The sequence below is a fragment of the Brevundimonas sp. GW460-12-10-14-LB2 genome (assembly GCF_001636925.1).
In the GTDB taxonomy this organism is placed as follows: Bacteria; Pseudomonadota; Alphaproteobacteria; order Caulobacterales; family Caulobacteraceae; genus Brevundimonas; species Brevundimonas vesicularis.
In genome coordinates this window covers 790,069-810,661 of the sequence record NZ_CP015511.1, presented here as the reverse complement: position 1 = coordinate 810,661, position 20,593 = coordinate 790,069, and the positions used below count along the sequence as shown (strand labels likewise).

18 protein-coding genes are annotated in these 20,593 nt (G+C 65.8%); 10 read left to right on the top strand and 8 right to left on the bottom strand.

Annotated elements, in window-relative coordinates:
* Positions 1–15: 15 nt before the first annotated feature.
* From metG to A4249_RS03820, 3 genes are read right to left on the bottom strand one after another with little or no spacing between them, the layout of a single operon-like run.
* A complete protein-coding gene (gene metG / locus A4249_RS03830) occupies positions 16–1,719 on the bottom strand; it encodes a methionine--tRNA ligase (protein WP_066551192.1) in 1,704 nt (567 codons plus the stop codon).
* Positions 1,720–1,773: 54 nt separating this feature from the next.
* Positions 1,774–3,132, bottom strand: coding sequence for an MATE family efflux transporter (locus A4249_RS03825; protein WP_231868765.1), 1,359 nt, complete (start codon positions 3,130–3,132; stop codon positions 1,774–1,776).
* 51 nt (positions 3,133–3,183) lie between these two features.
* Complete coding sequence (locus tag A4249_RS03820; RefSeq protein ID WP_045810585.1) at positions 3,184–3,582, bottom strand: DUF1489 family protein; 399 nt, start codon at positions 3,580–3,582, stop codon at positions 3,184–3,186.
* Positions 3,583–3,686: 104 nt separating this feature from the next.
* Here A4249_RS03820 and A4249_RS03815 point away from each other — a divergent pair, with 104 nt between their 5' ends.
* The gene (locus A4249_RS03815) at positions 3,687–3,977 is read left to right on the top strand and encodes a putative quinol monooxygenase (protein WP_039247635.1); all 291 of its coding nucleotides are present in this window, start codon (positions 3,687–3,689) and stop codon (positions 3,975–3,977) included.
* Here A4249_RS03815 and A4249_RS03810 read toward each other — a convergent pair.
* Positions 3,974–5,935 carry an acetyl/propionyl/methylcrotonyl-CoA carboxylase subunit alpha gene (locus A4249_RS03810; protein ID WP_066551185.1) on the bottom strand — a complete coding sequence of 654 codons (1,962 nt, stop codon included), beginning with the start codon at positions 5,933–5,935 and terminating at the stop codon, positions 3,974–3,976. The genes A4249_RS03815 and A4249_RS03810 overlap by 4 nt on opposite strands.
* Positions 5,936–6,022: 87 nt before the next feature.
* Here A4249_RS03810 and A4249_RS03805 point away from each other — a divergent pair, with 87 nt between their 5' ends.
* Positions 6,023–6,634, top strand: coding sequence for a TIGR02466 family protein (locus A4249_RS03805; protein ID WP_066551180.1), 612 nt, complete (start codon positions 6,023–6,025; stop codon positions 6,632–6,634).
* A gap of 35 nt (positions 6,635–6,669) precedes the next feature.
* Here the strand turns inward: A4249_RS03805 and A4249_RS03800 are convergent, their stop codons facing one another.
* Together A4249_RS03800 and A4249_RS03795 are read right to left on the bottom strand one after the other, a co-directional pair.
* Positions 6,670–7,569, bottom strand: coding sequence for an enoyl-CoA hydratase-related protein (locus tag A4249_RS03800; protein ID WP_066551179.1), 900 nt, complete (start codon positions 7,567–7,569; stop codon positions 6,670–6,672).
* Positions 7,570–7,619: 50 nt separating this feature from the next.
* Complete coding sequence (locus A4249_RS03795; protein ID WP_066551177.1) at positions 7,620–9,212, bottom strand: carboxyl transferase domain-containing protein; 1,593 nt, start codon at positions 9,210–9,212, stop codon at positions 7,620–7,622.
* A gap of 219 nt (positions 9,213–9,431) precedes the next feature.
* Here A4249_RS03795 and rpsF point away from each other — a divergent pair, with 219 nt between their 5' ends.
* From rpsF to A4249_RS03760, 7 genes are all read left to right on the top strand, one after another.
* Positions 9,432–9,818 carry a 30S ribosomal protein S6 gene (rpsF, locus tag A4249_RS03790; RefSeq protein ID WP_026108635.1) on the top strand — a complete coding sequence of 129 codons (387 nt, stop codon included), beginning with the start codon at positions 9,432–9,434 and terminating at the stop codon, positions 9,816–9,818.
* A gap of 12 nt (positions 9,819–9,830) precedes the next feature.
* The gene (gene rpsR / locus A4249_RS03785) at positions 9,831–10,109 is read left to right on the top strand and encodes a 30S ribosomal protein S18 (protein WP_008259463.1); all 279 of its coding nucleotides are present in this window, start codon (positions 9,831–9,833) and stop codon (positions 10,107–10,109) included.
* Between the two features lies 1 nt (position 10,110).
* The gene (rplI, locus tag A4249_RS03780) at positions 10,111–10,695 is read left to right on the top strand and encodes a 50S ribosomal protein L9 (RefSeq protein WP_055754943.1); all 585 of its coding nucleotides are present in this window, start codon (positions 10,111–10,113) and stop codon (positions 10,693–10,695) included.
* 332 nt (positions 10,696–11,027) lie between these two features.
* Positions 11,028–13,484, top strand: a complete 2,457-nt coding sequence (locus A4249_RS03775) for a TonB-dependent receptor plug domain-containing protein (protein ID WP_066551176.1) — start codon at positions 11,028–11,030, stop codon at positions 13,482–13,484.
* Between the two features lie 341 nt (positions 13,485–13,825).
* Entirely contained in the window at positions 13,826–16,249 is a 2,424-nt protein-coding gene (locus tag A4249_RS03770) for a TonB-dependent receptor plug domain-containing protein (RefSeq protein WP_066551174.1), read from the top strand.
* Between the two features lie 160 nt (positions 16,250–16,409).
* Entirely contained in the window at positions 16,410–16,775 is a 366-nt protein-coding gene (locus A4249_RS03765; protein ID WP_066551171.1) for a hypothetical protein, read from the top strand.
* 111 nt (positions 16,776–16,886) lie between these two features.
* The gene (locus A4249_RS03760) at positions 16,887–18,377 is read left to right on the top strand and encodes a replicative DNA helicase (protein ID WP_066551169.1); all 1,491 of its coding nucleotides are present in this window, start codon (positions 16,887–16,889) and stop codon (positions 18,375–18,377) included.
* A 48-nt stretch (positions 18,378–18,425) separates the two neighbouring features.
* Here the strand turns inward: A4249_RS03760 and A4249_RS16500 are convergent, their stop codons facing one another.
* Positions 18,426–18,659, bottom strand: a complete 234-nt coding sequence (locus A4249_RS16500; protein WP_156494626.1) for a hypothetical protein — start codon at positions 18,657–18,659, stop codon at positions 18,426–18,428.
* Positions 18,660–18,857: 198 nt separating this feature from the next.
* Between A4249_RS16500 and alr the strand changes: the two genes are divergently transcribed.
* Positions 18,858–19,898, top strand: coding sequence for an alanine racemase (gene alr, locus A4249_RS03755; RefSeq protein ID WP_066554756.1), 1,041 nt, complete (start codon positions 18,858–18,860; stop codon positions 19,896–19,898).
* On the opposite strand, the gene A4249_RS03750 is transcribed toward alr, so the two are convergent.
* A complete protein-coding gene (locus A4249_RS03750) occupies positions 19,892–20,539 on the bottom strand; it encodes a Yip1 family protein (protein ID WP_066551165.1) in 648 nt (215 codons plus the stop codon). The two genes, alr and A4249_RS03750, sit on opposite strands and share 7 nt — an antisense overlap.
* Between the last annotated feature and the right edge of the window lie 54 nt (positions 20,540–20,593).

The following is a 20,593-nucleotide window of genomic DNA, read 5'->3' as shown; positions in this document are numbered from 1 at the left end:
CTTATTCCCTTCGGATCAGGCGTCCGCGCCGCCGAAGCGTTCGGACCATTCCGCGACCTGGGCGTCCTCGATCTTGGCGAACAAGACGCCCTGAGCTTCGACCTTGCCGCCGACCGGCAGACGGTTCAGCAGACCCTCGTCGGCGCTTGGCCAGCTCAGGTCGTCCACCCCAACCGACGCCGCGATCTTGGGCGCGGTGAAGGGCAGGATCGGCGCGGCCAGACGCGCGAACAAGGCGACGAGATTCAGACCCGTGCGCACCCCCACCGCCGCGCGGTCGCGATCGGTCTTCAGCGCCGTCCAGGGTGCCGCGACCTGCAGATACTCGTTGCCCAGCACCCAGGCGGCGCGGATGGCGACGGCGGCCTTTCTGAACTCCATCGCCTCCAGCTGTTCGGTCGCCTCGGCGACGGCTGCCTTGATATCGGCCTCCAGCTGCATTTCGACCGGTCCGGCCTCGCCGCCTTCGGGCACCACGCCGTCGAATTGGGATTCCGCGAATTTGACGATGCGGTTGACGAAATTGCCCAGCACATCGGCCAGGTCCTTGTTGGTCGAGGCTTGGAAATCCTCCCAGGTGAAGGCCGAATCCGCGTGCTCCGGCCCATACGCCGTCAGGCGCCAGCGCCAGTAGTCGGCCGGCAGCAGCTCCAGCGCCTGATCCATAAAGACGCCGCGCTTTTGGCTGGTGGAGAACTTGCCCCCGTACCAGTTCAGCCAGTTGAACGCCTTCAGCTGATCCACCGTCTTCCACGGCTCGCCCGAGCCGATGATGGTCGCGGGGAAGCTGACGGTGTGGAAGGCGACGTTGTCCTTGCCCATGAACTGGACATAGCGGACGTCCTCAGCCCCCCCGTCCAGACGCCACCAGTCATGCCACGACCCGCCCGTCGCCTCGGCCCATTCCTCGGTCGCGGCGATGTACTCGATGGGGGCGTCGAACCAGACGTAGAAGACCTTGTCCTCCATTCCGGGACGCGGGAAGCCGTCCTTGGTCACCGGCACGCCCCAGGCCAGGTCGCGGGTGATGCCCCGGTCGATCAGCCCCTCGTCCAGATGTTTGTAGGCGATGGACTTGGCCAGTTGTTGCCAGCCCGTCTTGCCGTCGACCCAGGCGCGGATTTCCGGCTCGATCTTGGTCTGAAGCAGATAGAGGTGACGCGTATCGCGCACCTCCAGATTCTTGGAGCCCGACACCGACGAATAGGGATCGATCAGGTCGGTCGGGTCCAGCAGGCGTCCGCAATTGTCGCACTGGTCGCCGCGCGCGCCGACATGGCCGCAGTGCGGACACGTCCCCTCGACATAGCGGTCGGGCAGGAAGCGGGCGTCGTCGATCGAATAGATCATCCGATCCACACGCTCCTCGATCAGGCCGTTCTTCTCCAGCGCCTCGGCGAAATGCTGGGTCAGGCGATGGTTCTGCGGGTTCGACGAGCGGCCGAACCAGTCATAACTCAGGCCGAACGCCTGGCCGGCTGCCTTTTGGATCTCGTGCTGCTCGTCGCAATAGGTACGCACGTCCTGTCCGGCGGCGGCGGCGGCCAGCTCGGCCGGGGTGCCATGCTCGTCCGTGGCGCAGATATAGAGCACCTCATGCCCCTGGGCCCGCTTGAACCGCGCCCAGACGTCGGCCGGCAACATCGAGCCCGCCAGATTCCCCAGGTGCTTGATGCCGTTGATGTAGGGCAGCGCCGAGGTGATGAGGATGCGAGCCATGATCGTCCAGGTGTTCGGGGAAGCGCAGGGATATAGAGCGGCGGCGCGGTTTCCTCAAACGCCTTGCGGCAGACGGCGCGCAATACGGATGAAACGCCCGGTCAGCAGGGTCGAGGACGCCAGGCTGGCAATCACCACGGCCCAAACGAGGCCGTTGACGCCCATCTGATGCGCCAGCACCCAGCCCAGCGGCATCATCACCGCGCCGTAGGCCGCGAAATGCATGATGGTGGGCCACCAGACGTCGCCCGCCGCGCGGTTGGCCTGGGCCGCCACGACCTGAATACCGTCCGCGACGAAGAACAGGGTCGCCAGCACCAGGGCCGGCGCGGCGATGGCCAGCAGGGTCGGATCGCGATTATAGGCGCCGACGATCAGATGGGCGCTGGGCCAGACTAGCAGGGCGACAACCAATGTCAGGGCCGTCACGACGCCCAGCCCCACCAGCCCGGCGCGCATCACCCCTCGCCCGTCGCCAGCGCCATAGCTGCGGCCCACCAGCACCGCCGTCGCCGACGACAGCCCCATCGGCAGCATGAAGACGATCGCCGAGACGTTCAGAACCACCGCCCAGGCCGCCGTCTCGGCCGTGCCGATCTGACCGGCGAAGAAGGTGAAGCCCGAAAAGGCCCCGACCTCGATGAAATAGGAGGCCCCGGCGCCCAGGCCGACCTTGACCTGCTCGCGCGCGGCCTTGGGATCGCGCTCGGGCTTGTCGAAGATGCCCAGCGCCCGCGCCTCGGGCAGACGCAGGATGTAGATCACCAGGAAGATCGCCAGCGCCGCCCGCGCCCCGAACGTCGCCCAGGCCGAGGCGAAGGCGCCGTCGAAGCCGAAGCCGAGGAGGTCCGGGACCAGTACGATGTTCAGCGCCAGATTGACCCCGTTCGCCACCCACATGGCCACCATGCCGGGCTTGGGCCGGCCCAGAGCCTCCAGGAAGAACTGGCCTGTCACCGAGATCAGATAGAAGGGCATGGACAGGGCGAACACGACCAGGGCAGGCCCCGCGCCCTCCGCCAGACCGTCCTCCAGCCCCAGCTTGCCCAGTCCCCACGGGCCAATGGCGATCAGGGCGATCATCGACACGACGCCGATCTGCAACGAATAGGTCAGGCCGCGACGCAGCACCGAGCCGACCGCGTGCCGACGCCCCTCGCCCAGCATCCGCGCCGTCATCACCTGCACGCCCAGCATCAGGCCCACCGCCGTCGTCACCACGATCGACGTCGGCGCCCAGGCCAGAGAATGGAACGCCAGTTCCTGGCTGGAATAGTTGCCCACCACGATGGCGTCGGTCAGCCCCATGGTCATAATGCCGATGCGCGCCAGGATCACCGGCCATGCCAGGTTCAGCAGGTCGCGGAAGGCGGTACGGGTCTGGGGGCTGAGCGCGATCATCGGACGCGGCACAGGCCACGCCGACTCGCCGGGGTCAACTCCCAAAAACGTTGAGGGCTTGGCCTACCAGGCGCCCAGTTCGCGCAGCTGACGCACCAGTTCTTCCGGAGCCTCGCCAGCGTCGAGGTCGGTCAGATCGACCGGCGCATCTTTTGGCTCGAAATATCGCCAACCCTGGAAGGGTCGCCGGGCCATGGGCGCGGTGCGAATGACTTTGGGTTCGAGCGTGATCTCGCATCGGCTCTGCTTGCCCTCGCCCAAGGTTGTGATGTCCAGCACCGGCTGTCGACAGACGATCGTTCCCTTCACCACCCAGTAAAGCGAGCCGCCGTCCTCGATCTCGGTCGCCCGTTTCGGTGTCATTCGCGTATGAACCACCAGCGGCCCGCCCTTGGCGGCGCGGGTTTCCAGCCATTCGACGTCCGGCACCCCGACGCCCAGCTTGATCATGTGAAGCGGCATGGCGACCACGTAGTGCCCCTTAAACGCATTGGCCAGATTCTTAATCTTAGAGGGCTAACCATCGGCTCGCGCCGCTCAGTTCGCCCAGCGCCTTTAGGACCAGTATGTACGGATTGATTACCCGCCTGACGGCCCATCCCGGCCGCCGCGACGAACTGGGCCTCTGCCTGCTGGATCCCAATGTGAAGCGACCGGGCTGCCACAGCTACGTCGTGGCGCACGATGTGAATGACGCCGACGCCCTGCTCGTCACAGAGGTCTGGATGAGCAAGGCCTCGCACGATGCTTGGTTCAACACGATCCGCGAATCCAGAGTGATGCGTCCGGCGCTCGGCTTGATCGCGCTATGGGGCGACACGGTCGTGACGCGCCCGATCGGCGGCGTGGGGCTTTAGTCCGCCTTCACCACCGCCAGCACGGCCGCCTCGACGACCTGGTCGCCAAGAGACGCGACGCTTTCCACCACGCCGTCGAACGGCGCGGTCAGGGCGTGTTCCATCTTCATGGCTTCCAATACCACGACCGGCTGGCCCTTCGTCACCGCATCGCCGGCCTTGACCGGCGTAGCCACGATCTTGCCCGGCATGGGCGCGCGCAGGGAACCGTCCGACACCGCGCCCGCGCCTGACCCCACGGCGGCGCGATAGGGGGTGACGCGACGCGCCTCGCCATCGACGAACAGGACGAAACCGTCGTCGACGGCCTGATAGCCGAACAGGCGATCCCCGGCCTGGACCTGATCGAACCCGACGTGGGCCAGTTCGCCCTGCGAACCGCGCCAGCCCGTTTCGACCGGCGTCACCGCAGCGGACACGCCCTGACCGTCGACATGGGCCCAGACGGTTGTCTGCGCCGGCGCATTCAGGCGCACGCCATAGGACAGACCCGGCTGGCCGCCCCAAGGGCTGAACCGGTCCGAACGCGCCTCGACCGCATCCGCCGCCGCTTCCGCAATCAGGGTCAGGGCCGCAAGCGTCGCTTCGTCGGACGGCTGCGGCTGCAACGCCGCCTCCTCCGCCGCGATGAAGCCCGTGTCCACGTCGCCCGCGACGAAGCGCGGATGCTCCAGGCAGCGTTTCAGGAAGCCGGCGTTGGCCTTGACCGGCCAGACCTCGACCTCGCCGGCCGCCTCGGCCAGACGCGCCGCCGCCGCCTCGCGCGTGTCCTCATGGACGATCAGCTTGGCGATCATCGGGTCATAGAACTGGCTGACCTCGCCGCCTTGCTCCACGCCGGTGTCGACGCGGATGCTGTCCGGCATGACGAAATGCTCCAGCTTGCCGATGGAGGGCAGGAAGCCGTTGGCCGGATCCTCGGCATACAGCCGCGCCTCCATGGCCCAGCCGTTCAGCTGGATCTCGGTCTGCTTCAACGGGATCGGCTCGCCCGCGGCAACGCGGAACTGCCATTCGACCAGATCGACGCCCGTCACGCTCTCGGTCACGGGATGCTCGACCTGCAGCCGGGTGTTCATCTCCATGAACCAGACGCCGTCCGCCTTCAGCCCGTCCGAGGCGTCGGCGATGAACTCGATGGTCCCAGCCCCAACGTAGTTGACCGCCCGGGCCGCCTTGATCGCAGCCCCGGTCACGGCCGCGCGCACGTCATCGCTCATGCCCGGCGCCGGGGCCTCTTCGATCACCTTCTGATGGCGGCGTTGCAGTGAACAGTCGCGTTCGTACAGGTGCACGACCTCGCCGTGCTTGTCGCCGAACACCTGAACCTCGATGTGGCGTGGGCGGGTGATGTAGCGTTCGATCAGAACCCGGTCGTCGCCGAAGGCCGCCGCCCCTTCCCGCTTGGCGCTGGCCAGACCGGCGGCGAAATCGGCCGGATCATCGACCCGCTTCATCCCCTTGCCGCCGCCGCCCGCGACCGCCTTGATCAGCACCGGATAGCCGATCCGCGCCGCCTCGGCCGTCAGGGTTTCCTCCGACTGGTCCGCGCCCTGATAGCCTGGCGTCACCGGCACCCCGGCCTGGATCATCAGCGCCTTGGCCGCGTCCTTCAGGCCCATGGCGCGAATCGAGGACGGGTCCGGCCCGATCCAGATCAGGCCCGCCGCCGCGACGGCCTCGGCGAAGTCGGCGTTCTCGCTCAGGAAGCCATATCCGGGGTGGATCGCCTCTGCGCCGGTCGCCTTGGCCGCCGCCAGCACCTTGGCGCCGTCCAGATAGGATTCGCGCGCCGCCGCCGGACCGATCAGCACCGCCTCGTCGGCTTCGCGCACATGCAAGGCGTTGGCGTCCGCCTCGGAATAGACGGCGATGGTGCGAATCCCCATCCGCTTGGCGGTGCGGAAGACACGGCAGGCGATTTCGCCGCGATTGGCGACAAGGACGGACTTGAACATGAAGCGGTCTTAGCCGGATCGTGCGCATCAGGCGAGAGGCAGAGCACGACCCTTCTCACGCGACGCGGCAGGCGTTAAGCCCCTCCGATGCCCCTGCGCCCCCTCTTCGTCACCCAGGTCTATGAAGCCTCCCTCGCCGAAGGGCGTGGCTGGTCCGACTTCAACGCACAGCTGATCGACGTCATCCGGATGATGGCCGTGGAGGACGAGGCCGGCCGCCGGTGGTGCAAGGCCAACGCCTATCGCGGCTATACCTCCTACGGCTCGCTGGACGACCTGCCGCAGCGGTTCCCCGAGTTCGCCGAGCTGAAGCGTCACCTGGATCGCCATGCCGTCGCCTATGCCAAGGCCCTGAACTTCGACCTGGCGCGCAAACCCCGCCTCGACAATCTGTGGGTCAACATCCTGAAGCCCGGCGGCGGCCATACAGGTCACATCCACCCGCACGCCTTCCTGTCGGGCACCGTCTATATCGCCGTGCCAGACGGCGCCTCATCGCTGAAGCTGGAAGATCCCCGCCTGCCCTTCATGATGGCCCGCCCGTCGGTGACCGATGACGCGAGCGAGGCCGAGCGGCCGTTCGTCTATCTGCAGCCTCAGGCAGGCACGGTGCTGATGTGGGAAAGCTGGCTGCGGCACGAGGTGCCGACCAATCTGGCCAAGGCCGACCGGATTTCGATCAGCTTCAACTACGCCTGAAATCGGCCGCCGTTTCCGGCGGCCGATCAGCGCATTCAAACCGTCCAGCTGGCCTTGCGCTTTTCCAGGAAGGCGGCGACGCCCTCGCGGCCTTCGTTTGATACGCGGACGCGGGCGATGCGTTTGGCGGTTTCATCCATCAGACCGTTGTCGATCTTGTGGTGGGCGATGTCGTTGACCAGACGCTTGGCCTCGCCCATCGCGCCCGGCGCATTGTTGGTCAGGCTGTCGCTCAGCATCGAGATGAACTCGTCCACCGATCCCTCGGGCAGGACCAAGTCGATCAGGCCGGCATGGGCGGCGTAGTCGGCGTCGAAGGCGTTGGCGGTCAGGAACAACTGGCGGGCGCGGCGCGCGCCGACGGCCTCGATCACATAGGGGGCGATGGTCGCCGGGATCAGACCCAGCTTGACTTCGGAGAAGGCGAAGCGCGCGCCCTCGACCGCCACGGCCATGTCGCAAGCGGCGACGATGCCCGCTCCGCCGCCCATGGCGTTGCCCTCGACCACCGCCACCGTCAGGGCGGGAATGTCGTGCAGGGCCTTCAGCATTTTCGCCAGGCCCATGGCGTCGTCGCGGTTGTCGCTCTCGGACCAGCCGGCGGCGTCGCGCATCCAGTTCAGATCGGCCCCGGCGCTGAAGGTGCCGCCCGCCCCCCGAATGAAGACGGCCCGCACCCGGTCCGCGCCGTGCAGCGTTTCGAACGCCTCGTGCAGGGCCGAGATGGTCGCCGCGTCGAAGGCGTTCTTCTTCTGCGGACGGTTGATGGTGACGAAGACGACGCCGTCGGTGGTCGAATCGATCTGCACCAGATCATCGTCGGCGTCCGGCGCCGCATCGGGCACCAGCGGCTGGGCGATGCTGTTGATCTCGGCCGCCTCGGCGTCGGTGACGTCCAGGGCGTTGAGGTCGGCTTCGGTCGGTTGATCGGCCATGGGGGTCTCCAAACTGCGTGTCCGCTCACAACGAGGCGCGGACCAATAGGTTACATCCGGAACAGGCCGAACGTCGTCTCCGGGATGGGGGCGTTCAGGCTGGCGCTGATGGCCAGGCCCAGCACATCACGGGTCTGGGCCGGATCGATGACGCCGTCGTCCCACAGGCGGGCGGTGGCGTAATAGGGATTGCCCTCGTCCTCATACTTCTGGCGGATCGGCGCCTTGAAGGCCTCGGCGTCGTCAGGGGACCAAGTCTCGGCGTCGCGGTGCACGGTGGCCAGCACACTGGCGGCCTGCTCGCCGCCCATGACCCCGATCCGGCTGTTGGGCCAGGTGAACAGGAAGCGCGGCGAATAGGCCCGGCCGCACATGCCGTAGTTTCCGGCTCCGAAGCTGCCGCCGATCAGGACGGTGAACTTGGGCACCTCGGCCGAGGCCACGGCCGTCACCAGCTTGGCGCCGTCCTTGGCGATGCCGCCCGCTTCGTATTTGCCGCCGACCATGAAGCCACTGATGTTTTGCAGGAACAGCAGCGGAATCTTGCGCTTGCAGGCCAGTTCGATGAAGTGCGCGCCCTTCTGGGCGCTCTCGGAAAAGATGACGCCGTTGTTGGCCAGGATGGCGACCGGATAGCCCCAGATGCGCGCGAACCCGCACACCAGGGTCGAGCCGTACAGGCTCTTGAACTCGTCGAACTCCGACCCGTCCACCAGCCGGGCGATGACCTCGCGCACATCATAGGGGGCCCGCACGTCGTCTGGGATCAGGCCGTACAGCTCCTCCGCGTCGAAGGCGGGCGCGCGCGGTTCGCGCACATCCATCTCGACGGCCTTGGTCGTGTTCAGATTGGCGACGATGGAGCGCACGATCTCCAGCGCGTGCTCATCGTTCTCGGCGACATGATCGACCACGCCCGAGCGACGGCCGTGGGTTTCCGCCCCGCCCAGCTCCTCCGCCGAGATGACCTCGCCGGTTGCGGCTTTCACCAGGGGCGGCCCGGCCAGGAAGATGGCGCCCTGGTTTCTGACGATGATCGTCTCGTCCGACATGGCCGGCACATAGGCCCCTCCGGCGGTGGACAGGCCCATGACGCAGGCGATCTGGGCGATGCCCTTGGCGCTCATCCGGGCCTGGTTGAAGAAGATGCGGCCGAAGTGGTCGCGGTCGGGAAACACCTCGGCCTGGTGCGGCAGATTGGCCCCGCCGGAATCCACCAGATAGACGCACGGCAGACGGTTCTGCTCGGCGATTTCCTGGGCGCGCAGGTGCTTCTTCACCGTCATGGGGAAATAGGCGCCGCCCTTCACCGTCGGGTCGTTGCAGACGATCATGACCTCGCGGCCCGAAACCCGGCCGATGCCGGCGATGACGCCGGCCGCCGGGGCCTCGCCGTCATACATGTCGTGCGCAGCCAGTTGCCCGATCTCCAGAAAGGGCGAGCCGGGATCCAGCAGGCGCTCGACGCGGTCGCGCGGCAACAGCTTGCCGCGAGCGACGTGACGCTCGCGAGATTTGTCGGACCCGCCGCGCGCGGCCTTGGCCACATGGTCGCGCAGCTCGGCGACCAAGGCGCTGTTGTGCGCGTGCAGGGACTTGTATTTTTGGCTTTGCGGATCGACCGCGGACGTCAGCTTCGGCATGGGGCTGGTTTAAGCGGGGTCGCGGGGCGCCACAAGCGTCTGCGGCCATCCTTGCTTCCTCGCCCCTTTTCCCCTATAGGCCCCGCCTTTCCAGGGCTTCGGTCCTGTCGCGGAGCACCAAAGGGTTGGACGTTCGGTCCGGCCGCCGCGCCAGGAGCCATCGTGGAGACCGACTTACCCGGTCGTTTCCGCGCCGACGCCCACAAGGGAGACTACCGCATGGCTCTTTACGAGCACACGGTCATGACGCGCCAGGATATCTCGGCGCAACAGGCCGAAGCGCTGAATGACACCATCAAGGATCTGATCGTCGCCGGTGGCGGCTCGGTCGCCAAGATCGAATACTGGGGTCTGCGCAACCTGACCTACCGCGTGAAGAAGAACCGCAAGGCTCACTATTCGCTGCTGGCCGTCGACGCCCCTCCGGCCGCCATGGCCGAAGTCGAGCGTCAGCTGTCGATCAACGAAGACGTGCTGCGCTGGCTGACCGTCCGCGTCGAGGAACTCGACCTGGAACTGTCGCCGCTACTGGCCCGCCGCGAGCGTGAACGCGAGCGTGAGCGCGAGCGCACCCCGCGCGACGACGCCGCCGCCGACGCCGAATAAGGAACCCGGAACATGACCGATACCACCGCCCCGACCCCGGGCGCACCGGCGGGCTCCGGCGCCGCCGGCCGCCGCCCCTTCTATCGTCGCCGCAAGGTCTGCCCGTTCTCGGGCGCCAATGCGCCGAAGATCGACTACAAGGACGTCAAGCTGCTGCAGCGTTACGTCTCCGAACGCGGCAAGATCGTGCCTTCGCGCATCACCGCCGTCTCCCAGAAGAAGCAGCGTGAACTGGCCAAGGCCATCAAGCGCGCTCGCTATCTGGCCCTCCTGCCTTACGTGGTGAAGTGAGATGAAGGTCGTTCTGCTTGAACGCGTCGAGAATCTCGGCGCCATCGGCGACGTCGTGTCCGTCAAGGACGGCTTCGCCCGTAACTTCCTTCTGCCGCGCGACAAGGCCCGCCGGGCCACCGCCGCCAACCTGAAGGCGTTCGAACTCGACCGCGCCGCCATCGAGCAGCGCAACGAGAAGAACAAGGCCGACGCACAGAAGGTCGCCGACAAGATCGACGGCCAGACCTACGTCATGATCCGTCAGGCCGGTGAAACCGGTCACCTGTACGGTTCGGTCGCCGGTCGCGACGTCGCCGAGGCCATCCAGGCCGAAGGCGGCAAGGTCGAGCGTTCGCAGGTCGTCCTGAACACGGCGATCAAGAGCCTGGGCGTCCACGAAGTGCCGGTTCGCCTGCACGCCGAGGTCCGCGCCACGGTCAAGATCAACATCGCCCGCTCGATGGACGAGGCCGAGCGCCAAGCCAAGGGCGAGGACGTGATCCGCAGCCAGTTCGACGATGAGCGCCAGGCCGCCGAGCAATCGGCCCAGGAACTGATCGAAGGCGGCGCCGGTCAACAAGAAGGCTTCGGCGACGAAGCCTGATCCGACCGGATCGCGAAACACATCACGGGCGCGTCTCGCAAGGGACGCGCCCTTTTTGCTGCGCGTGATGTGATCAGCCACCCCACGGCCGATCGTCACATCGACCTATGACAAGATTACAACAAATCCAAATCATTGATCTCCCAAACGGACATCTAGACATTAAGCTTGCTTGACGTAGTCACATTGCGGTCACAGCCTGCAATCGAGGCCTGCGTTTCGATTATATGCGCAAGATTATTGCGCTTTCCGAGACGCCGGCCGAGGGCGACGGCATGGCGGCCTGCCGAGCGCCGACACAGAGGGCTGTCGTGCATCGTCGGGGACTATCAATGAAAATCGGATACGGTCGTCAGGCCCTATTGGCCTTTGCCTCCACCAGCGCGCTCTTCATCGCCTCATCGGCGTTCGCCCAGACAACCCCTCCGCCAAGTGAAGCCACCGATGTCGATGAGATCGTCGTCACCGGCACGCGCACCGTTGGGCGCAGCCGGCTCGACAGCGTCGCGCCCGTCGATGTCATCACCGGCGAAACTCTGGCGAAACAGGGCACCGGCACAGAATTGGCCGCCGCCCTCGCCGCCACCGCCCCGTCCATCAACTTCCCTCGTCCCGCCATTTCCGACGGCTCGGATCACGTTCGTCCGGCAACCCTGCGCGGTCTGGCTCCTGACCAGACCCTTGTCCTGATCAACGGTCAGCGCGGCCATGTCGGCGCCCTGGTGAACGTCAACGGCGCGCTTGGCCGTGGCTCCACAGCCTTCGACCTGAATACGATTCCGTCGATCAGCCTTGGCTCGGTCGAAGTCCTGCGTGACGGCGCTTCGGCGCAATATGGCGCCGACGCCATCGCCGGCGTCATCAATCTGCGTCTGCGCCAGGCGTCGAGCGGCGGCGGCATCACCGCCAACTACGGCATCTACGACACCGACTTCACGACCGCGCGCGGCGAGCACAGCCGCCGCGACGGCGAACAGACCTCGCTCGCCGGCTGGGTCGGCCTGCCCCTGTTTGGCGACGGCTTCCTGACCCTTTCGGGCGAAGTCCAGAAACGCCAGCCCACCAATCGCTCCGACTACGCCGCGACCACCGCCGTCAACGGAGGCAGTGCGACCACAGTCATCGGTCGCTTCGGCGATCCCTATACCGAAGCCTACACCGGCTATTTCAACGCCGGAAAACCGCTTGGCGGCGAATGGGAAGCCTACGCCTTCGGCGGCTATCAGAAGCGCAAGTCCGAGGCTGCGGCGACCGCCCGCGCCTTCAACAACTCAAACAACGTCACCGCCATCTATCCCAATGGCTTCCTGCCAATCATCGCCGCCGACATCGACGACTACAATATATACGGCGGCCTGAAAGGCCCCGCCGCCGGCTTCGACTGGGATATCTCGGTCGGGTACGGCCGAAACGAGTTGGACTATCGCGTCTTGAACTCCTTGAACGCCTCCTATGGCGCCGCGTCTCAGACCCAGTTCGACGCCGGCGGCCTCAGCTACGGTCAACTGACCATCGGCGTGGATGCGGTCAAACAGATCGAAGCGAACCTGTATGAACCGCTCAACGTCGCCTTCGGAGTCGAATACCGACGCGAGGACTTCAACGTCACCGCAGGCGAGCCGACATCCTACAACAAGGGCCCCGTCACGGCCGGCGGCGCCGGATCGCAGGGCTTCCCTGGCTTTGCGCCATCCAATGCGGTCGATGTCGATCGCAACAACATCAGCGCTTACATCGACCTGGAGGGCAAATTCTCCGAGCAGTTCAGTGTCGGTCTGGCCGGGCGCTACGAGGACTATTCCGATTTCGGCGATCAGTTCACGGGCAAGATTTCGGGACGCTACGACTTCACCGAGGCCTTCGCCCTGCGTGGCGCCATATCGACTGGCTTCAAATCGCCAGCCCTTCAGCAACAGTACTTCAGCTACATCGCCACCAACCTTGTCGCCACAGCGGGCGGCGTGGTGCTGCAGCAGAACGGCTCGTACCGGGTCGACGATCCTATCGCGATCGCCCTGGGCTCAAAGCCGCTGGAGCCCGAGACCTCGACCAACTACTCGCTCGGCGCGGTCTTCCGACATGAAGGCTTCGAACTGACGGTGGACACCTACCGCATCGATGTCGCTGACCGGATCATCTATTCCGAGACGCTCGGCGTGTCGCGGCCCAGCCAGACGGCGCAATCCACGGCTGCCATTCAGGCTCTGCTCGCTCCGTTCGGCGTGACCGGCGCGCGGTTCTTCCTTAACGGTGTGGACACCTCGACCAGCGGCGTCGATGTCGTGGCGCGCTATCGGACGCAGCAGGATTTCGGGCGGTTCGATTTCACACTGGCGGGCAACTTCAACTCCACCGAAGTGACCAAGACGCCAGCGGTTCCCAGCAACCTCGCCATTGCCCCGTCCGACGCCTTCCTCTTCGACCGCTCTTCCAAACTGTCGTTTGAGCAAGGCACGCCGGAACAGAAGATTGTCGCCAGCGTGGACTGGTCGCTGGGCGACTTCGGTGCGACCTTGAAGGGCACCAGCTACGACAGCGTTCTGGTCGCCAACAACAACGCTACCCTGGACTACGAAACGGGCGACGCGCTGCTGGTGGATCTGGAGGGCCGCTACACCCTACCGTTCGGCGTGTCGCTCGCTGTCGGCGTGAACAACCTGACCGATGAATATCCAACCGCCACGCCGACCAACATCAACGGCGCGACCGGTTCGGTGGGCTACCCGAGCTACTCGCCTTACGGCTTCAACGGCCGCTTCTTCTACGGCCGTCTGAGCTACAACTTCTAAGCCAACTGATATCCCACTCGAATGGGGCGTTCTTCGGAGCGCCCCATTTTGCGTGTCAATAGATTTCCTACTGACTGCCGCAATAAAACATGGCCGCCTGCGTCGATTGACCCGCCGCATCTTCGCCCTGATATCGCCATGACCGCTGGGCCTCCCCGCCCTGCGGTCGGAGATGGTGATAATGATATTGTCAGATTCAGAGGCTGTTCGGCGCGTCGTCGCGCGATGTTGCGGCTGAGACCGCACGCCATACCCAATCCCAAGCCGATCATAAAAAGCCCGTCGCGGTCAGCGGCGGCGATGCGCGCTCGCGCCAAAAACAGACTTTAGGAAATCTCTCAATGCGCTCTCTTTCCCAACGGGCCGCCGCACCGGCCCTGCTCGCAACCGTTTCGACCTTCGCCCTGCTGAGCGCCGCCCCGGCCTTTGCTCAAAACGCCGAACCCGTCGCCGATGAGGCGGCGCAGGTGGACGACATTGTCGTGACCGGCACGCGGGTCCAGAACCGCTCGCGTCTCGACACCCTGGCGCCCGTCGATGTCGTGACGTCCGAGGCGTTGCAGACGCGCGGCACGACCGAGTTCGCCACGGCCCTGGCCCAGGCCGTGCCGTCGCTGACCTTCCAGCGGCCGTCCGCCAACGATGGCTCGGACTCGATCCGCCCGATCACCTTGCGCGGCCTGTCGCCGGACCAGACGCTGGTGCTGGTCAACGGAACGCGTCGCCATGCCTCGGCCCTGGTCAACGTCAACGGCGTGGTGGGGCGCGGGTCGGCCGCCGTCGACTTGAACACCATTCCGACCGGCGCTCTGGACCGGGTGGAGGTGCTGCGTGACGGCGCCTCGGCCCAGTACGGCTCGGACGCCATCGCCGGGGTGGTGAACCTGCGCCTGAAGGAGGCCTCCAGCGGCGGCGGCGCCAGCGTGACCTACGGCCAGTATTTCACCACGGTGAAGACCGCGCGCGGCGAACGCGACGAGACCGACGGCGGCACCGTCACGGCCTCGGCCTGGCAGGGCTTTTCGTTGGGCGACGACGGCTTTCTGACCCTGTCGGCGGAGTATCTGAACCGCGAGTCGACCAACCGTTCGGACTATGACCCCCGCGCGGCGGCGAACGGCGCGATCACCGCCCGGTTCGGCGACCCGGATGTGGAGCAGTGGACTGTCTTCGCCAACGCCGGCAAGGGGCTGGGCAACGGCTGGGAGGCCTATGGCTGGGCCGGCTATCAGGACCGTGACAGCGAAGGCGCCGCCTTCCCTCGCCTGTCCGACAACGTCAACAATGTCGCCTCGATCTACCCGAACGGCTTCCTGCCGAAGGTCGCCATCAATTCGAAAGACGCTTCACTGGCCGGCGGCCTGCGCGGCGAACTGGCGGGCTGGAACACGGACATCAGCCTGACCTATGGCCGCAACGCCCTGGACTTCCGCACCGAGGATTCGCTGAACTCCACCTACGGCGCGACTTCGCCGAGCAGCTTCGATTCCGGCAGCCTGATCTACGATCAACTGGTGCTGGGCGCCGACTTCACCCGTGAGTTCGAGGTCGGTCTGTCCGGCGGCCCGCTGAACTTCGCCTGGGGCCTGGAGCAGCGCTGGGAAAACTACAAGATCGAGGCCGGCCAGCCTGAAAGCTACAACCGCGGGCCGTTGGGCGCCAACACCGCCCTGACCGGCGGCGCCCAGGGCTTCGTCGGCTTCCAGCCCTCGAACGCCGTCGATGTTGATCGCGACAACTTCGCCGCCTATGCCGACATTGAAATCCCCCTGACTGACAAGCTGCGTGTCGAGGGCGCCGTTCGGTTCGAGGACTACTCCGATTTCGGCGACACCCAGACGGGCAAGCTGTCGGCCCGCTATGACTTCACACCCAGCTTCGCCCTGCGCGGTTCGGTCTCGACCGCCTTCCGCGCGCCGTCGTTGCAGCAGTCGTATTTCACCTCCACCGCCTCGGTGATCCAGAACGGCGCCGTCGTCGAAACCGGCACATTCCCGGCCACCAGCGCGGTCGCGACGGCTCTTGGCGCGCGTCCGCTGAAGGCTGAGACCTCGACCAACTACTCGGTGGGCGCCGTGGTGCGTCTGGGCCGGTTCGACCTGACGGTCGACGCATACAAGATCGACATCGAAGACCAGATCGTGCTGTCGGAGCTGATCAACCGGACGTTCTCGGGCCAGGTCGCCAGCCTGCTGGATCCGCAAGGCGTCCAGGCCGCGCGCTTCTTCCTGAACGGGGTCTCGACCTCGACCGAAGGCGTGGACATCGTTGGACGCTATCGCCTTCCGACCGATACGCTCGGCGATTTCGACTTCACCGTCGCGGCGAACTTCAACGATGTGTCTGTCAACCGCGTGCCGACGTCCTCCTCGGTTCTGAACCCGGTCCCGACCCTGTTCGCGCGCCAACGCATCCTGACCATCGAAGACGGCACGCCCGACACCAAGGTCTCGGCGTCGGCGGACTGGAGCCGGGACAGGTGGGGCGCCACGGTTCGCGCCACCTACTATGGAGACGTGCTGCAACCCGGCTCGACGGCGGCGAACGACTACAGCACCGGGGCCAAGACGGTCGTGGATCTGGAAGGCCGGTTCCAATTGACCGAGCGCGTGGGCGTGGCGATCGGCGTGGACAATGTGTTCGATGAATATCCGGACTTCGTCCCGGCGTCGCTGAACTCCAACGGCGTTCTGGGCTTCCCCTACTATTCGCCCTTCGGTTTCAACGGCCGCTACGGCTATGCGCGCCTCAGCCTGAAATGGTGAGGTCGGGCTGAACGCCAGCCGGGCAAGGGCGCTCCTCAGAGCGCCCTTTTCCTTGTTCGCATTACGAAATCTTCAGCTTGACCGTTCCGCTTTGCCCCAGTTGCGACACATATCGCCGTTCAACCTGGGCGCTGCCAGAGGGGGCTTTGGAGGGGACCAGATGAAGACCAGATCGATCGCAGCCGGCGTCTTGGCGCTGACGCTTTTCGCCGGCGCGGCCAACGCCATGACGGTTCAGGAATTCCTGACGACCGCCAACGCCATTCCTCAGAATCCCACCGCCCTGCTGCGCTCGGACACCCGTCGCCTGATGGCCGAGTTCCGCACCGCCGTTCGCACCGTGCGCGCCGAACAGAACCAGGACAAGGCCGCCGGCCGTCAGCCCGCGACCTGCATGCCCGACAAGGTCAGCGTCTCGCCCAACGCCATCCTGAGCCGTTTCAACGCCATTCCGCAGAGCCGTCGCAACATCAGCGTGACCCAGGCCTTCCGCGAATGGATGGCGCACGACTATCCCTGCTCCTGACCCCCGCCGATTAAGGAATTTCGGTTCGTCCCCAAGGCGGGACGATCTGTCCACGGTCCAGGCGGCGTCCGCGTCTGACGCAGGGGCGTGAGAGGGCTAAAGCGTTAATCGATGAACGCCTTCGCCCCCATGCCCTTTTCGTCGTCTCCGCTGGACTCCGGCGGCGTCACTTCGATGCCGCACAATCTGGAGGCCGAGCAGGCGTTGCTGGGCTCGCTGATGTTCGACAACGCCGTCTTCGAGCGGCTGAACGACCGGCTGCGCGGCTCGCACTTCTACGAACCCTTCCACCAGCGGCTGTTCGACGCGATCGAGGACCATATCCGCCAAGGCTTGCTAGCCGAGCCCACCATCCTGATGGAGCGGTTCAAGCAGGACCCGGCGTTCCAGGAGTTCGGGGGCCTGCGCTATCTCGCCGATCTGGTCGACCGCGCGCCGCCCGCCGCCAACGCGCCCGACTACGCCCGCGTCGTCTATGACCTGGCCCTGCGCCGCGACCTGATCCGCATCGGCGGCGACATGATCAAGGAGGCGCCCAATCCGGAGACGCCCGCCGACGAGCAGATCGAACAGGCCGAACAGACCCTGTATTCGCTGGCCGAGACGGGCAAGCCCTCGTCCGGTTTCGTCAGCTTCTCCAACGCCTTGTCCGGCGCCGTTCAGATGGCGGCCGAAGCGTATCAGCGCGAAGGAAAGCTGGCCGGTCTGGCCACCGGCCTGAACGATCTGGACCGCAAACTGGGCGGCCTGCACCCGTCCGACCTGCTGATCCTCGCCGGCCGTCCGTCGATGGGCAAGACGGCGCTCGCGACCAACATGGCCTTCAACGTGGCGCGCGCCTATCAGTGGGAGCCGACACCGGAGGGCCGCAAGACGGTCAACGGCGGCGTCGTCGCCTTCTATTCGCTGGAAATGAGCGCCGAACAGCTGGCGATGCGTATTCTGGCCGACGCGTCAGGCGTGTCCTCGGACAAGCTGCGCAAGGGCGAGATCGACGCCACCGACTTCGGCAAGTTGCGCGACGCGGCGGTCGAGATCGGCGAAAGCCCCCTCTACATCGACGCCACCGGCGGCCTGTCCATCTCCAAGCTGGCGGCCCGCGCGCGCCGCCTGAAGCGCATGGAACATGGGCTGGACCTGATCATCGTCGACTATCTGCAACTGGTCACGACCGGCAACAGCGGCGGCCAGAAGAACCGCGTGCAGGAGGTGTCCGAAATCACCGGCGGGCTGAAGGCCCTAGCCAAGGAACTGTCGGTGCCGATCATCGCCCTGTCGCAGCTGTCGCGTCAGGTCGAGCAGCGCGACGACAAACGCCCGCAACTGTCCGACCTTCGTGAATCCGGCTCGATCGAGCAGGACGCCGACTGCGTGATGTTCGTCTATCGCGAAAGCTACTACCTGGGCCGGGCCGAGCCTCGTGAGGGGACCGAGGAACACCTGCAATGGCAGCAGGACATGGACCGTCTGCAAGGTCAGGCCGAGGTCGTCATCGGCAAGCAGCGCCACGGCCCGATCGGCATCGTCAAACTGGCCTTCGACGCCGACACCGTCCGCTTCGGCAACCTAGCGCACGGCTATGAAGAGGTCAGCTACGAGTAGCACCTATGTCCGCCGCCCCGCCGATGCGGAGCGACGGACATTTCGTGGTCAGGAGCCGTTACAGGCCGCGCGAATGTCGGCGATGCACTGTTGGCGGTCCGCACCTACTGGATAGGTGGCCGTGCAATAGGCGATGCCGTCGCGAATACATTGTTGGGCGGTCTGATAATAGCTCGTCGGTTGACTTGTCTGGGCGCCGGCGGTCGACCAACCGACCAAGGCTGCTGCGGCGATCACCGAACCCGCAGCAAGACGCGCTGCGGCAGACGAAAACTTCTGCATGGCTTCGACTCCAAAAGCTCACCGGATTGGCTGAGCCAGCCGACGATATGCTCATCGCTCGGCAAAACAACCTGAATGATACTCAACGCGCGCCAGGGTAGAATTTTATGTTGTGAGATTGCAGCCTTCAGAAGGATGGGTGATCGATTGCGCCCGCCTCCCTCTTCCATCACGCCGAACTTGGATCATAAGGGCGACATGACCGCCCCCGCCGTCCTCTCCGTCGATCTGAACGCCCTGGCGCGCAACTATCACACGCTGGAGGCCGTCAGCGGCCAGCCGGTGCATCCGGTGGTCAAGGCGGATGGCTATGGACTGGGCGCACAGGCTGTGGCGACGCGGCTGATGGCCGAGGGGGCGCGGACCTTCTTCGTGGCGCGGGCGGCGGAGGGCGTGCGGCTGCGGGCGGCCTTGGGCGCCGACGGTCCCGTCATCTATGTGCTCGACGGCTGCCACGGCGACGATGCGGCGATGCTGAAGGCGGCTGACCTGCGGCCCGTGCTGAACCATCCCGCGCAGATCCAGGCCTGGAGGGCGGCGGGCGGCGGGACCTGCGGCCTGCAGATCGACACCGGTATGAACCGGTTGGGTATTCGGCCTGAGGACGCGCCCGAGGCGTTCGACGGCCTGGCTCTGGTCCTGACCCACCTCGCCTGCGCCGACGAACCGGCCAATCCGATGAACCGGCGCCAGCGTGACGCCTTTGCGGGCGTGCTGGACCGCTATCCGGGCGTGGTCCGGTCGTTCGCCAATTCCAGCGGCTGTTTCCTGGGCCCGGACTTCGCCTTCGACACCGTTCGGCCGGGCATCTGTCTTTACGGCGGCGGACCGGAGGGGCGGCCCGATCCCCGGATCGCACCCGTGGCGACCCTGACGGCCGAGGTGCTCCAGGTCCGCGACGTGCCCGCCGGCGAGAGCGTCGGCTATTCGCGCGGCTATATCGCCGAACGCCCTATCAAGGTTGCGACCGTGGCCGCCGGCTATGCGGATGGATTGCTGCGATCCTATTCGCCCAAGGGCGCGGTCTGGATCGCCAACGAGACCTGCCCGCTGCTGGGTCGGGTCTCGATGGATGTCTGCGCGGTGGACATCTCCGGCCTGGATGTCGCGGTCGGCGATCCGGTCGAACTGTTCGGCCCAAACCGCCTGTTGGACGACGCTGCGGCCGCGGCGGGGACCATCAGCTACGAGCTGCTGACCTCGATCACCCCCCGCGTGCCGCGCGTCTATTTTCAGTAGCCGGCGCCCATTCCCGCGAGACCGGCCATGCCGACCGATGCGGCGACGAAGCTCATCGAAATGGCTCCGACGATCGCCGAGATGATGAAATACATCACGACGCCGGCGATCACCGTCACGATGAAATAGCCGACCTTCTTGTCTTCCGGCGCCTTCATCAGGATCGGCAGGCCGACGAACAGCAGATAGAAGCTGTAGAGGCCCAGGATGGCCAGGATGCCCAGCATCGGGATCAAGCCGAAGACCCCCGCCAGCCAGGCGGCGGTCCAGGAATAGACGGCCAACTTCATGGCCTGAACCTTGTTGGCCGTGCCGCCGAAGTTCGGCGCCAGTGCATTGATGATCAGTCCCAGCAAAAAGACACCCAGCAAGGACATGCCGTAGCTGACGAGCGCCACGACGATCGCGCCTACGATCGACAGCTTCACGCCCATGATCGGCATCAACTGACCGCCGAGCAGCGAACAGACCGGGCCGATCGCCGCCAGGATCATCGCATAGCGGGTGAACAGGCTTTTGGTCGTGGCGAACTCGCCGTCGATCTTCAGCCATTCGGACTTGGGTTGCAGCAGTATGCCCTTGACCCGCGCGACCAGGGCCGGATCGACAGCGGGCTGGGAGTGGGTCGTCGGATCGGTCATGACAGGCCTCGGCGAGAGAAGATGGGCGGATGTTGACGTTGCGTCGCTTCAAGA

Excerpts from the sequence above, each read along its gene's own strand:
- metG (WP_066551192.1), bottom strand. The coding sequence starts at position 1,719 with ATGGCTCGCATCCTCATCACCTCGGCGCTGCCCTACATCAACGGCATC.
- A4249_RS03820 (WP_045810585.1), bottom strand. The coding sequence starts at position 3,582 with ATGCCGCTTCACATGATCAAGCTGGGCGTCGGGGTGCCGGACGTCGAA.
- A4249_RS03815 (WP_039247635.1), top strand. The coding sequence starts at position 3,687 with ATGTACGGATTGATTACCCGCCTGACGGCCCATCCCGGCCGCCGCGAC.
- A4249_RS03810 (WP_066551185.1), bottom strand. The coding sequence starts at position 5,935 with ATGTTCAAGTCCGTCCTTGTCGCCAATCGCGGCGAAATCGCCTGCCGT.
- A4249_RS03805 (WP_066551180.1), top strand. The coding sequence starts at position 6,023 with ATGCCCCTGCGCCCCCTCTTCGTCACCCAGGTCTATGAAGCCTCCCTC.
- A4249_RS03800 (WP_066551179.1), bottom strand. The coding sequence starts at position 7,569 with ATGGCCGATCAACCGACCGAAGCCGACCTCAACGCCCTGGACGTCACC.
- A4249_RS03795 (WP_066551177.1), bottom strand. The coding sequence starts at position 9,212 with ATGCCGAAGCTGACGTCCGCGGTCGATCCGCAAAGCCAAAAATACAAG.
- rpsF (WP_026108635.1), top strand. The coding sequence starts at position 9,432 with ATGGCTCTTTACGAGCACACGGTCATGACGCGCCAGGATATCTCGGCG.
- rpsR (WP_008259463.1), top strand. The coding sequence starts at position 9,831 with ATGACCGATACCACCGCCCCGACCCCGGGCGCACCGGCGGGCTCCGGC.
- rplI (WP_055754943.1), top strand. The coding sequence starts at position 10,111 with ATGAAGGTCGTTCTGCTTGAACGCGTCGAGAATCTCGGCGCCATCGGC.
- A4249_RS03775 (WP_066551176.1), top strand. The coding sequence starts at position 11,028 with ATGAAAATCGGATACGGTCGTCAGGCCCTATTGGCCTTTGCCTCCACC.
- A4249_RS03770 (WP_066551174.1), top strand. The coding sequence starts at position 13,826 with ATGCGCTCTCTTTCCCAACGGGCCGCCGCACCGGCCCTGCTCGCAACC.
- A4249_RS03765 (WP_066551171.1), top strand. The coding sequence starts at position 16,410 with ATGAAGACCAGATCGATCGCAGCCGGCGTCTTGGCGCTGACGCTTTTC.
- A4249_RS03760 (WP_066551169.1), top strand. The coding sequence starts at position 16,887 with ATGAACGCCTTCGCCCCCATGCCCTTTTCGTCGTCTCCGCTGGACTCC.
- A4249_RS16500 (WP_156494626.1), bottom strand. The coding sequence starts at position 18,659 with ATGCAGAAGTTTTCGTCTGCCGCAGCGCGTCTTGCTGCGGGTTCGGTG.
- alr (WP_066554756.1), top strand. The coding sequence starts at position 18,858 with ATGACCGCCCCCGCCGTCCTCTCCGTCGATCTGAACGCCCTGGCGCGC.
- A4249_RS03750 (WP_066551165.1), bottom strand. The coding sequence starts at position 20,539 with ATGACCGATCCGACGACCCACTCCCAGCCCGCTGTCGATCCGGCCCTG.